At 73.6% G+C, this 12,658-nt stretch carries 9 protein-coding genes; 6 read left to right on the forward strand and 3 right to left on the reverse strand.

What is annotated here, in order from left to right:
• The first annotated feature begins 40 nt into the window (after positions 1-40).
• On the forward strand, positions 41-3,244 hold the full coding sequence (locus ACVW2K_RS10655) for an ATP-dependent helicase (protein WP_457202485.1): 3,204 nt from the start codon (positions 41-43) through the stop codon (positions 3,242-3,244).
• A complete protein-coding gene (locus tag ACVW2K_RS10660; RefSeq protein WP_457202486.1) occupies positions 3,241-6,417 on the forward strand; it encodes a UvrD-helicase domain-containing protein in 3,177 nt (1,058 codons plus the stop codon). Before ACVW2K_RS10655 ends, ACVW2K_RS10660 begins: the two co-directional genes overlap by 4 nt.
• Here ACVW2K_RS10660 and ACVW2K_RS10665 read toward each other — a convergent pair.
• Together ACVW2K_RS10665 and deoD are read right to left on the reverse strand one after the other, a co-directional pair.
• Positions 6,387-7,445, reverse strand: coding sequence for an FAD-dependent oxidoreductase (locus tag ACVW2K_RS10665; protein WP_457202487.1), 1,059 nt, complete (start codon positions 7,443-7,445; stop codon positions 6,387-6,389). The genes ACVW2K_RS10660 and ACVW2K_RS10665 overlap by 31 nt on opposite strands.
• A gap of 89 nt (positions 7,446-7,534) precedes the next feature.
• A complete protein-coding gene (gene deoD, locus ACVW2K_RS10670; protein ID WP_457202488.1) occupies positions 7,535-8,242 on the reverse strand; it encodes a purine-nucleoside phosphorylase in 708 nt (235 codons plus the stop codon).
• 87 nt (positions 8,243-8,329) lie between these two features.
• On the opposite strand from deoD, the gene nudC reads away from it, so the two are divergent.
• Positions 8,330-9,241 (forward strand): NAD(+) diphosphatase, encoded by a 912-nt coding sequence (nudC, locus tag ACVW2K_RS10675; protein WP_457202489.1) that lies wholly within the window; start codon positions 8,330-8,332, stop codon positions 9,239-9,241.
• A gap of 169 nt (positions 9,242-9,410) precedes the next feature.
• On the opposite strand, the gene ACVW2K_RS10680 is transcribed toward nudC, so the two are convergent.
• Positions 9,411-9,662 (reverse strand): mycoredoxin, encoded by a 252-nt coding sequence (locus ACVW2K_RS10680; RefSeq protein WP_028637099.1) that lies wholly within the window; start codon positions 9,660-9,662, stop codon positions 9,411-9,413.
• 81 nt (positions 9,663-9,743) lie between these two features.
• Between ACVW2K_RS10680 and ACVW2K_RS10685 the strand changes: the two genes are divergently transcribed.
• The 3 genes from ACVW2K_RS10685 (at position 9,744) to ACVW2K_RS10695 (ending at position 12,647) form a co-directional block, all read left to right on the forward strand.
• Entirely contained in the window at positions 9,744-11,783 is a 2,040-nt protein-coding gene (locus ACVW2K_RS10685; RefSeq protein WP_457202490.1) for an ATP-dependent DNA helicase UvrD2, read from the forward strand.
• Positions 11,784-11,939: 156 nt separating this feature from the next.
• Positions 11,940-12,170: a hypothetical protein gene (locus tag ACVW2K_RS10690; RefSeq protein ID WP_457202491.1), complete on the forward strand. Its 231-nt coding sequence runs from the start codon at positions 11,940-11,942 to the stop codon at positions 12,168-12,170.
• A 132-nt stretch (positions 12,171-12,302) separates the two neighbouring features.
• On the forward strand, positions 12,303-12,647 hold the full coding sequence (locus tag ACVW2K_RS10695; protein ID WP_457202492.1) for a WhiB family transcriptional regulator: 345 nt from the start codon (positions 12,303-12,305) through the stop codon (positions 12,645-12,647).
• Positions 12,648-12,658: the final 11 nt, after the last annotated feature.

Below are 12,658 nucleotides of genomic sequence, written 5' to 3' on the forward strand. Positions count from 1 at the left end.
ATTGTCGAGCCTTGTCGGCGCCAGGTGGTCGAATGGCCACATGACGGCCACCCCGACGACGTACCACTTGGTGCGTCCCGAGCACGTCGTCGCGACCCCCGAGCTCGACGAGCACCAGCGGCGCGTCGTCGACCACCCCGGCGGGCCGCTGCTGGTGCTGGCGGGCCCGGGCACCGGCAAGACGACGACGCTGGTCGAGGCGATCGTCGACCGCATCGACAACCGCGGTGCGAAGCCCGACGAGGTGCTCGCGCTGACGTTCTCCCGCAAGGCCGCCGAGCAGCTCCGCGACCGGGTCACCGCGCGGCTCGGCCGGACCATGTCGACCACGCTGAGCTCGACGTTCCACTCGTTCGCCTACGCCCTGATCCGGCGCTACTCGCCGGCCGAGCTCTACGAGGCGCCGCTGCGGCTGCTGTCCGCGCCCGAGCAGGACGTCGTGCTGCGCGAGCTGCTCACCGACCACCCCGAGTCGGTCACCTGGCCGGAGTCGCTGGCCCGGGCGCTCGGCACCCGCGGCTTCGCGCGCGAGGTGCACGCCGTCCTGTCCCGCGCGCGCGAGAAGGGCCTTGACGGGGTCGCGCTCCGGGAGCTCGGCGAGGCCGAGCGGCTGCCGGAGCTCGTGGCCGCCGGCCTCTTCCTCGACCAGTACCTCACCAACCTCGACTCCCAGGGTGCGACCGACTACGCCGACCTGATCCGCCGCGCCACGATCGAGGCCGAGGCACACCGCGAGGAGCTCCGGGCGCGGATCGGCGCCGTGTTCGTCGACGAGTACCAGGACACCGACCCCGGCCAGGTCGCGCTGCTGCGCGCGCTCGCGGGCGACGGCCGCGACCTGGTCGTCGTCGGCGACCCGCACCAGTCGATCTACGGGTTCCGCGGTGCGGAGGTCCGCGGCATCCTCGACTTCCCGGCCGCGTTCCCGCGCGCCGACGGCGCGCCCGCCGACGTCGTCGCGCTGCGGACGACCCGCCGGTTCGGACCCCGGCTGCTGGTCGCCTCCCAGCGGGTCGCCGGCCGGCTCGCGCTGGCCGGCAGCATCCCCGAGGAGGCGCGGACCGCGTTCCTCGCCCCCGAGGCCGCACCGAACCCCCACGGCGACGGCCGGGTCCTGGTGCGCACCTTCGACACCGAACGCGCCGAGGCCGAGCACCTCGCGGACCTGTTGCGCCGCGCGCACCTCGAGGACGGCATCCCCTGGGACGAGATGGCGGTGCTGGTCCGCTCCGGCCGCACCTCGATCCCGCCGCTGCGCCGGGCGCTCGGCGCGGCCGGTGTGCCGGTCGAGGTGGCCAGCGACGAGGTCCCGTTGGTGCGTGACCCCGCCGTGCTCCCGCTGCTGGAGGCGCTGCGCGCCGTCGTCAACCTCGACAACGAGGACGTCGACCACCTCGACTTCCTGGACCCGGCCCGGACGGAGGCCCTGCTGCTCGGCCCGCTCGGCGGGCTCGACGCGGGCGACGTACGCCGCCTCGCCCGCCGCCTCCGGACGCGCGAGAAGGAGCAGAGCAAGGCCGAGGGCCGCACCCCGCGCACGTCCCGCGACCTGGTGCGCCGGGTCGTCGTCGAGCCGGGGTTCCTCGACGGGCTGGACGGTCCGGAGGTGGTGCGGGCCCGGGCGCTCACGCAGCTGCTGCTCGACGCGCGCGAGGAGATGCGCGGTGGAGCCTCCGCGGAGGAGCTGCTGTGGATGCTGTGGTCGCGCACGAGCTGGCCGGCCCGGCTGCGCCGCTCCGTCGACCTCGGCGGGGGAGCCGCACGCCGCGCGCACCGCGACCTCGACTCCATCTGTGCCCTGTTCGACGTCGCGGCCCGGTCCGAGGAGCAGCGCGACCACGTCGGCGTCCGCGCGTTCCTGGCGACCCTCGTGCAGCAGCAGATCCCGGCCGACACGCTCGCCGACCGCGGAGCGCGCGGCGCCGCCGTCCGCCTGCTCACCGCGCACCGCGCGAAGGGCCTCGAGTGGCGGCTGGTCGTGGTCGCGCACGTCCAGCAGGAGGGCTGGCCCGACCTCCGCCGCCGGTCCACGCTGCTGCAGGCCGACCGGATCGGCGAGCACGGCGTGGTGCCGCCGGTGTCGTCGCGCGAGCTGCTGATGGAGGAGCGCCGACTGTTCTACGTCGCGTGCACGCGCGCGCGACAGCGGCTGGTCGTCACCGCGGTGGCCTCGGGCGAGGACGACGGCGAGCAGCCGTCCCGCTTCCTCGACGAGCTCGGCGTCAAGGTCGAGCGGGTCGTGGGGCGGCCGCCACGGCCCCTGTCGCTGCCGGGGCTGGTGGCGGAGCTCCGGCGTACCCTCGCCGACCCCGCCACCGCCGAGCCGCTGCGCGAGGCCGCGGCCCGCCGGCTGGCCCGGCTCGCGCCCGAGGTCCGCATCGCCGACCCGTCGACCTGGTGGGGCACCCGGTCGGCCACCCGCTCGGCGCAACCGGTCCGCGACCCCGACCAGCCGGTGCCGGTCTCGGCGACGCTGCTCGAGTCGGTCGCCCTCTGCCCGACGCAGTGGTTCCTCGAGCGCGAGGCGGGTGGCATCGCCCGCGCCCACCAGTCCGCGAACCTCGGCGAGATCCTCCACGAGCTCGCCCAGCGGGTCGCGACCGGCGAGCTCGAGCCGTCGGTCGACGTCCTGATGGAGCACGTCGACCAGGTCTGGGACCGGCTCGACTTCCGCACCCCGTGGTCGAAGCTCCGCGAGCACGAGCGGGTGCGCGCGGCGGTCGGCCGGTTCCTGCAGTGGCACCTCGCCAACCCGCGCGAGCTGATCGGCACCGAGGCGAAGTTCACGACCGTCGTCGCGCTCGACGACGGTGAGCGCGTCACGATCAGCGGGTACGCCGACCGCCTCGAGCTCGATGCCGACGGCCACGTCGTGGTGGTCGACCTCAAGTCAGGACGCTCCAAGCCGAGCAACAAGGCCGTCGAGAGCCACGTCCAGCTCGGTCTCTACCAGTACGCCGTCGACCACGGCGCCGTCGCCGAGCAGGCGCCCGGTGCCCGCGCCGGCGGCGCCGAGCTGGTCCAGCTCGGCCTCATTGACGGCGGCGAGACCGCGGTCGTCCAGGCCCAGGCCGTGCAGCCCGAGGACGGTGCCGAGCGCGACGCGCTGCGCCTGCGGCTCCGGCACGCCGCGGGCCTGCTGCGCGCCGAGTCGTTCCCGGCGGTAGCCGGGCAGCACTGCCGCGACTGCACCTTCGTGCCGATCTGCCCGATCAAGAGCGCCGGGTCGGTGACCGACCAGTGAGGATCGACAGCCCGGAGGCGCTGGCCGAGGTGATGCGCACGCCGTACGCCCCCAGCGACCAGCAGTGGGCGGCCATCTCGGCGCCGCTCTCGCCGGCCGTCGTGATCGCCGGTGCGGGCTCGGGCAAGACCACGCTGATGGCCGCCCGCGTCGTCTACCTCGTGGTCACCGGGCAGGTCCGGCCCGAGGAGGTGCTCGGTCTGACGTTCACGACCAAGGCCGCCAGCGAGCTGCGCCGCCGGATCCGCGACTCGCTCCGCGACGCCGGCGCGCTCGAGGAGCCCGAGGACGCCGAGGACGGGTCCGGCGACGTGCTGGAGCCGACGGTCGCGACGTACAACGCCTACGCCGCCGGCCTGCTCACCGACCACGGCCTCCGGATCGGCCACGAGCCGGACACCCGCGTCATCACCGACGCGGCGCGCTACCAGCTCGGCGCCCGCGCGATCGACCGGTTCACCGGCGACGTCCGGCACCTCTCGGACCACCCGGCGACGGTGATCCAGAACCTCCTCGCCCTCGACAGCGCGATGAGCGAGCACCTCGCCGGGCCGGACGCCGTCCGGGCGCTGGACGCGCAGGCCAGGGCAGGCTTCGACCGGGCGCTCGCCGAGGAGGTGGCGGGCAAGAACCGCGTCACCTACCGCGAGGCGATGGAGAAGGCGATCTTCGCGATCGACCGGCGGACCGAGCTGCTCGACCTGGTGGCGGCGTACCGGCGGCTCAAGGCCGACCTCGGGCTGATGGACTTCTCCGACCAGATCGAGCTCGGCGCCCGGCTGGCCGAGGAGCAGCCCGACGTCGGGGAGCTGGAGCGGTCGCGCTTCAAGGTGGTGCTCCTCGACGAGTACCAGGACACCTCCGTCGCCCAGGCCGTGATGCTGTCCCGGCTGTTCTCCGGGGGGCACCCGGTCACCGCGGTCGGGGACCCCAACCAGGCGATCTACGGCTGGCGCGGCGCCTCGGTGTCGAACATCCTCAACTTCGCCGACACGTTCCCCGCCGCGAGCGGCGCGGTCCCGACCTACCCGCTCACGGTCAACCGCCGCTCCGACGCCCGCATCCTCGAGGTCGCGAACCGGCTGGCCGCGCCGCTCCACGACAAGTACGGCCAGGTCGAGCCGCTGGTCGCGAAGCCCGAGGCCGAGCAGGGCTCGGTGACGACCAGGGTGTTCCCGACGCACGCCGACGAGCTCGACTGGCTGGTCTCGGCGGTCCGGGACGCCCACGAGGCGCTGCCGGATCCGGGGGGCTGGGCGAAGATCGGCGTCCTGACCCGCGACAACAGCCACGCCGAGGACGTCTTCGACGCGCTCACCGGCGCCGGCGTCCCGGTCGAGATCGTCGGCCTGTCCGGCCTGCTCCGGCTGCCCGAGGTCGCCGAGATCGTCGCGACCCTGCACCTGCTGCACGACGTCACCGCCAACGCCTCGCTCCTGACGCTGCTGACCGGCCCGCGCTGGGCGATCGGGCCGCGCGACCTGCGGCTGCTCAGCCAGCGGGCCCACGAGATCGCCGGCCGCCAGCGCCGGTCCGCCTCGGCGGCGTCGGTCACCGACAGCCTCCTCGAGATCGCCGACGGCATCGACCCGGCCGAGCTCCCTGCGCTCGACGACGCCCTGGCCGACCCGGGGGAGCACCCCTACTCGCCCGAGGCCCTCGAGCGGTTCGCGCTGCTGGCCGCCGAGCTCCGGATGCTCCGGACGTACGTCGGCGAGCCGCTGCTCGACATCGTGCGGCGGATCATCGACACCAGCGGCACCGACGTCGAGCTCGCCTCAGCGGTGTCCCCGGCGGCGTCCGCGCGGCGCGACAACCTCGACCTGTTCGTGAAGGCCGTCGCGGAGTTCCAGGCCGTCGACGGCGACGTCACGCTGCCGGCCCTGCTCGCGTACCTCACCGCCGAGGACGACCAGGGCAACGGCCTGGACGTCGCGACGCCCACGGAGGCCGACTCGGTCAAGCTGCTGACCGTCCACCGCTCCAAGGGGCTGGAGTGGGACTCCGTGTTCCTGGTCGGCGTGTGCGAGACGCGGTTCCCGTCGAACCGGTCCCGCACGCTGTGGACCTCGTCGCCCGCGATCCTCCCGGCCCCGCTGCGCGGCGACGCGCGGGACCTGCCGCAGCTCGAGGGCCACGACAAGGCCGCGCTCGACGCCTACCGCGCGACCACCCGCGACCACGACGCCGAGGAGGAGCTCCGGCTCGGGTACGTCGCCTTCACCCGCGCCGCCCGCCGGCTGTTCGTGTCGTCGTACCTCTGGAGCCCGCGCGCGACGCCGTTCGGACCGTCGGCGTACCAGCAGGTCGTCCGCGACCAGCTCGACGCCTGGGGAGAGCCCGCGGAGTGGCTCGAGAAGCCGCAGAAGGGCGACCCGAACCCGTACGACGCCGTCGACCCCTCGCGGCCGTGGCCGGCGACCGGCACCGGACGCGAGGCGGCGCTCCGGATCGAGGCGGCGCGCCGGGTGCGCGAGGCCGACCCGGAGGCCGAGGACGCCGGGCTGGACACGATCGAGGCCGCCCGGGTCGCGGAGTGGGACGCCGAGCTCGAGCGGCTGCTCGCCGAGGCGCGCCGGGACCGCGGCACCGACCTCGCCGTACCCCTCCCGTCGAGCCTGTCCGCCACGGCGCTGAGCCGGCTCCGCGACGACCCCGAGACGTTCGCGCGCGAGCTCGCCCGGCCGATGCCGCGACCGCCCTCGAGCGCGGCGCGGTTCGGCACCCGTTTCCACGCCTGGGTCGAGGCCAGGTTCGGCCAGCAGGACCTCTTCGACTACGGTGACCTGCCCGGCCGGGCCGATGCCGGCATCGACGACGACTCCGACCTCAAGGACCTCGTCGCGACCTTCGAGGCCGGGCCGTTCGCGACCCGCGTCCCGCACCAGGTCGAGGCGCCGTTCGCGCTGGTCCTCGCCGGCCAGGTCGTCCGCGGACGGATCGACGCCGTCTACGCCGAGGGCGACGGCTACCTGGTCGTCGATTGGAAGACCAACCGCTCGGCCACCGCCGACCCGCTCCAGCTCGCGCTGTACCGGCTCGCGTGGGCCGAGCTGCACGGCGTACCGCTGGAGCACGTCCGCGCGGCGTTCTACTACGTCCGCACGGGCCAGGTCGTCGAGCCCGGCGACCTCCCGGGCCGTCAGGCGCTCGAGGCGCTGCTCTCAATCTGAGCCAGCCACGCGGCGACACCGCGGGCGGCGACCCGGCCGGCGCGGTTGGCGCCGATCGTGCTGGCCGACGGGCCGTACCCGACCAGCTGCACGCGCCGGTCCTGCACCGCGGTCGTGCCGTCGAGACGGATGCCGCCGTGCTCGGAGCGCAGGTGGAGGGGGGCCAGGTGGGCGATCGCCGGGCGGAACCCGGTCGCCCAGAGGATCACGTCGGCCTCCCACAGCGACCCGTCCGGCATGCGTACGCCGTCCGGCTCGATCGCCGTGAACATCGGGTGCCGCGCGTAGGCACCCAGCCGCTCGGCCGCGCGCTCCTGCTCGCGCAGGACCAGCCCGGTCACACTGACCACGCTGGCCGGCGGGAGACCACGGCGTACCCGCTCCTCGACCAGCGCGACGGCGGCCCGGCCGACCTCGGGCGTGAAGTCGTCGGTGCGCCACACCGGCTCGCGCCGGGTCACCCAGAGCGTGTCCGCCGCGACCGGCGCGATCTCGCCGAGCAGCTGGACCGCCGAGGCACCCCCGCCGACGACGACCACCCGCCTGGCGCGGAAGTGGCCGGGACCGGGGTAGCGGTGCGTGTGCAGGTGCTCGCCGCGGAACGTCTCGATGCCGGGGTAGTACGGCAGGTGCGGCTGCGACCAGGTGCCGGTCGCGTTGACGATCGTCCGCGCCGTCCAGCTGCGGTCGCCCGCGCGCACGACCAGGAGGTCGCCCTCGCTCGTCACCCGGTCCACCCGCACCGGACGGACGACGGGCAGGTCGTGCTCGCGCTCGTAGCCGCCGAAGTAACCCGGCACGACGACGTTCGCCCGGCCGGCCTCGTCCGCCGGCGACGCCGAGTCCGGGAGCGCCGCGATGCCGTGCACGTCGCGCATGGTCAGCGAGTCCCAGCGGTGCTGCCACGCGCCACCCGGTGCGTCGGCCGCGTCGAGCACGACGTGCGAGATGCCGCGCCGCTTCAGGTGGTACGACGCCGACAGCCCGGCCTGGCCGGCTCCGATGACCACCGCGTCGAGGATCTCCACGCCCGGTGCAACGCTCCCGGAGCCCCCCGTATTTCGGGTCGTCCGCCTCTCGCGCGCCAATACGCCGCCCTCAGGCGGACGACCCGGTGTCAGGCGGTAGCCGTCCCCGCCGCGAGCGCGATCTCGACCATGTCGCCGAACGTCTGCTCCCGCTCGTGCGACGTGGTCTCCTCGCCGGTGTCCAGGTGGTCCGAGACCGTGCAGATGGCGAGCGCCCGGCGGGCGTGCTTCGCGGCCAGTGTGTACAGCGCGCTGGCCTCCATCTCGACGGCGAGCACGCCGTACTGGACCATCCGCGCCGACAGCTCGGGCCGCGCGGGGTAGAACGAGTCGCTGCTGTAGATCAGGCCGACGTGCACGCCGGACCGGCCGGCTGCGGCGGAGTACGCCGCCTGCAGCAGCGAGAAGTCGGCGACCGGTGCGTAGTCGAGGCCCTCGAACGCGATCCGGTTCATCGAGGAGTCGGTGCAGGCGCCGGAGGCGATGACGACGTCGCGGATCGCCACCTTCGGTGACATCCCGCCGCAGGAGCCGACCCGGATGATCGACTGCACGTCGTACTCGCGGAACAGCTCGTTGACGTAGATCGCCAGCGACGGCTGCCCCATGCCCGAGCCCTGCACGGAGACGGGGTGGCCCTGCCAGGTGCCGGTGAAGCCGTACATGCCGCGCACCTCGGTGTAGAGCCGCGCGTCCTCGAGGAACGTCTCGGCGATCCACTTCGCGCGCAGCGGGTCCCCGGGCATCAGGACGAGGGGTGCGATGTCGCCGGCCCGGGCGCCGATGTGGGTGCTCATTCCGGGGTCCCCGCGAGAGCGCGAGCGAAGCGAGTGGTCGACTGGGGTGAGATCACGGGCAGGAAGCCTAGGGCTAGGGTCGGAGGAGTGACCTATCCGCACGAACGGCTGGCCGCGAACCCCCATGACCGGATCGCCGAGCACCGCGCGGACGACGAGTGGCTCGCGGCCAGGTGGGCCGACCCCGACACCCGGGTGCTCGTCGTGTCCGGCACCCGGATCCGCCCCCGGGACGGGCACATCGACTGGATCTCGCCGGCGGACGCGCCGGACGGGCTGCGGGTGCTGCTCGGCGAGCACGACGGCCGGGCCTGGTTCGCGGTGGTGGTCGACACCGAGGGCTCTAAAACCGCCGAGGAGGGGGAGTGGACGCCGCTGCGCGGACTGCTGCCGCGCCTGGCCGACGACGCGGTGGCCGGGGCGCCGCTGGTCTTCCACGCCCTCGGCCTGGCGGAGTGGCTCTTCGTCACCCGGTACTGCCCCCGCTGCGGCGAGCCGCTCGAGCCCCGCGCGGCCGGCCACGAGCTGGTGTGCGCGAACGGCCACACGCAGTTCCCGCGCACCGACCCGGCGGTGATCATGGTCGTCATCTCGGGCGAACCCGGCTCCGAGGACGAGCGCTGCCTGCTGGGCCGCCAGGCGGTCTGGCCCGACGGCCGCTACTCCACGCTGGCGGGCTTCTGCGAGCCGGGGGAGACCCTCGAGGACGCCGTACGCCGCGAAGTTCGCGAGGAGGTCGGTGTCACGGTCGGCGAGGTCGAGTACTTCGGCAACCAGCCGTGGCCGCTCCCGGCCAGCCTGATGCTCGGCTTCGTCGCGCACGCCGACACCACCGACGTGACCGTCGACCGGCGCGAGATCGAGGACGCGCGCTGGTTCACCCGCGCGGAGATGAAGGCGCTCGCCGAGGCGGGCACCCTGGTGCTCCCGGGCGGCGTCTCGATCAGCCGCTCGCTCGTCGAGCACTGGTACGGCGGGCCGCTGCCAGGCCAGTGGTGACCGCTCCACCCGGAGCGCGTCCCGCTGCCCACCCCCGACACGCCGTACCCGAATCGTCGGGTTTCTCCGGTCAGCCGGGGAAACCCGCCCGACACGCCGTACCCGCCTCGGCGTGTCGTCGGGTTTCTCCGGTCAGCCGGAGAAACCCGCCCGCTTCAGCCGTCAACCGTCAGCTGGCCAGCGCGGCGAGCTTGTCCTTGACCTGCGCGAGCGACGGGTTGGTCTGCGCGGTGCCGTCGGTGAACACCAGCGTGGGGACGGTCTGGTTGCCGTTGTTGGCCGACTCCACGATCTCCGCGGCGCTCGGCACCTGCTCGATGTCGACGATGTCGTAGGCGATGCCCTCACGGTCGAGCTGGCTCTTCAGGCGGTGGCAGTAGCCGCACCAAGGGGTCGTGTACATCGTGAAGGAACTGCTCATCTGGGACTGTCGCCTCCGACGTCTAGGGTGTGGATCTGTCCACCGGATCCAACCATCGAGCCCGAGGAGTTGTTCCCCCGCATGCCCTCGCCCGACGACCTGCTCGCCGCGCTGGACCCCGAGCAGCGGCGGGTCGCGGAGGCGCTGCGGGGGCCGGTCCGGGTGCTCGCGGGAGCCGGCACGGGCAAGACCCGGGCGATCACGCACCGGATCGCGTACGGCGTCGCGACGGGCGTCTACGCGCCCACCGAGGTCCTCGCGGTCACGTTCACCACGCGTGCCGCCGGCGAGATGCGCGGCCGGCTGCGGGTGCTCGGCGCCTCCGGCGTCCAGGCCCGCACGTTCCACTCGGCTGCGCTCCGCCAGCTGCGGTACTTCTGGCCGCACGTGCAGGGCACCGAGCTGCCCACGCTGATCGAGTCCAAGATCGGACTGCTCGCCACCGCCGTCCGCCGGCAGCGGCTGCACGCCGACCAGGCGCTGCTGCGCGACCTGGCCTCCGAGATCGAGTGGGCCAAGGTCAGCAACGTCCACCCCGACGACTACGCCCGGATCGCCGCCGAGCGCGGCCGCAGCGTGTCCGGGCAGCCTCCCGAGACGGTCGCGCACGTCTTCGGCTCCTACGAGGAGGTCAAGCGCGGCCAGGGCCGGATGGACATGGAGGACGTGCTGCTGCTGACCGCGGGCCTGCTGGCCGAGGACGAGCGCGTCGCCGCCCAGGTACGCCGCCAGTACAAGTGGTTCGTCGTCGACGAGTTCCAGGACGTCTCGCCGCTCCAGTCCGCCCTGCTCGACCTCTGGCTGGGCGGTCGCGACGAGCTCTGCGTCGTCGGCGATCCCGCCCAGACGATCTACTCCTTCGCGGGCGCCAACGCGGCGTACCTCCGCGACTTCCCGCAGAAGTACGCCGGCACCACCTCGGTCGAGCTGGTCCGCAACTACCGGTCCACCCCCGAGGTCGTCGACGCCGCGAACACCCTGCTCGCGGGCTCGCCCAGCCAGGGCGTCGAGCTGCGCGCGCAGCGGCCGTCCGGCCCGTCGGTCAGCTACACCCCCCGCCCCGACGAGGTCGCCGAGGCGGAGGCAGTTGCGGCGCAGGTGCTGCGGATGCGCGACGCCGGCCGGTCCCTCGGCGAGGTGGCGATCCTGTTCCGGATCAACGCCCAGTCGGAGGCGTTCGAGGAGGCGCTCGCCGCGCGCGGCCTGCCGTACGTCGTCCGCGGCGCCGCCCGGTTCTTCGAGCGCCCGGAGGTCCGGGAGGCGGTGACCCGACTGCGCGGGTCGGCCCGGTCGGGCGAGTCCGCGACCGCCGACGACTGGGTCGACGTGGTCCGCGCGACACTGGCCGGCATGGGCTGGACGCCGGACGCCCCCACCGCCCGCGGCCAGACCCGCGACCGCTGGGAGTCCTGGCAGGCGCTGGTCGACCAGGCCGCGGAGTTCGCGACCAGCCACCCCGACGCGGAGCTGAACGCGTTCGTCGACGACCTCGACCGCCGGGCCGCCGAGCAGCACGCCCCGGTCGCCGACGGCGTCACGCTCGCGACGTTCCACGCCGCCAAGGGCCTGGAGTGGGATGCCGTCTTCCTCTGCGGCCTCCAGGACGGCACGCTCCCGATCACCTACGCCGACACCCCCCTCGCGATCGAGGAGGAGCGCCGGCTCCTCTACGTCGGCATGACCCGCGCCCGCCTCGACCTGCATCTGTCGTGGGCGCTGTCGCGCAACCCCGGTGGCCGCGCGTCCCGCAAGCCGTCCCGGTTCCTCGACCCGCTGCTGCCCGACGAGGTACGCGCCCGCACCGACCAGCCGCGGCACCGCAAGGTCGCGAGCTGCCGCGAGTGTGGCCGGCCGCTCGCCACCGGTGCCGAGAAGAAGCGCGGCCGTTGCGCGGACTGCCCGGCGTCGTACGACGAGGAGCTGTTCGAACGGCTCCGCGACTGGCGCAAGGAGCGGGCGGGCGAGGAGAGCGTGCCGGCGTTCGTCGTCTTCACCGACGCCACCCTCCAGCTGATCGCCGAGCAGAAGCCGCGCACCCCCGAGGCGCTGCTGCGGATCAGCGGTATCGGCCGGTCCAAGCTCGAGCGGTACGGCGAGGACGTGCTGTCGGTGGTCGGCTGAGCGCCTGCACCGGAACAAAGCGAAAAAAATGGGGAAATACCCACTAAATCGTTTGCCCATTACACGCACCTGACGATAGGTTTCCGGACAAGCAATCAGACGCGCACCACGATCTTTGGCAGGATCGGCGCCCGAAGAACCGAAGGAGGTGGCCTCGTGAACAGCACCAAGCTCTGGATGACGGCTCAGACCCCGTCCGGCTTCGGCATGCCCATTTCCGGCGGCCACGCCTTCGGCGTGAGCACGGATGTCTGCACCGCTGCGGCGACGGTCGTCGTGCGCGAGCGCGCCGGCATCGCCGTCACGACGGGCGCCACCAAGGGAGACATGGGCCTTGCCCAGTCCTACTTCCCGGGGACCAGTGCCTGGAGACCACCGACCTGTTGAGAACCAACAGCATCGGCAGCCTCCAGGCCGCGGAACCCGAACCGGGATCCGCGGCCTTTCTGTTTCTCACAGAGCTGGATCTCGACCACGAACCGCACCACCCAACGCGATCAGGTCAGAAGGAGGTGAAACATGACCATCAGTGAACTCGTCCGCACCGATGGGGCGCTGCCGATGACGGAGTCGTTCGAAGCGGTCAGCCTGGGACAGCTGCACGACCAGGCCAGCCAGGTCGACGACGAGCTGCTGCCCTGCCGGGTCAACAACCCCGAGCTGTGGTTCGCCGAGTCGCCCGTCGACGTGGAGTCCGCGAAGGCCCTCTGCCAGGAGTGCCCCGTGCGGTCCCTCTGCCTCGACGGTGCCCTCGAGCGCCGCGAGCCGTGGGGCGTCTGGGGAGGGCAGCTCTTCCTCCAGGGCGTGGTGATCCCGCGCAAGCGGCCCCGCGGCCGGCCCCGCAAGAACGAAGTCGCCGCCTAGTCAGCACCGGC

The sequence above is a fragment of the Nocardioides sp. HB32 genome (assembly GCF_054058995.1).

Coding starts and splice junctions, on each gene's coding strand:
- deoD (WP_457202488.1), bottom strand. CDS start 8,242: ATGAGCACCCACATCGGCGCCCGGGCCGGCGACATCGCACCCCTCGTC.
- ACVW2K_RS10695 (WP_457202492.1), top strand. CDS start 12,303: ATGACCATCAGTGAACTCGTCCGCACCGATGGGGCGCTGCCGATGACG.
- ACVW2K_RS10680 (WP_028637099.1), bottom strand. CDS start 9,662: ATGAGCAGTTCCTTCACGATGTACACGACCCCTTGGTGCGGCTACTGC.
- ACVW2K_RS10655 (WP_457202485.1), top strand. CDS start 41: ATGACGGCCACCCCGACGACGTACCACTTGGTGCGTCCCGAGCACGTC.
- ACVW2K_RS10685 (WP_457202490.1), top strand. CDS start 9,744: ATGCCCTCGCCCGACGACCTGCTCGCCGCGCTGGACCCCGAGCAGCGG.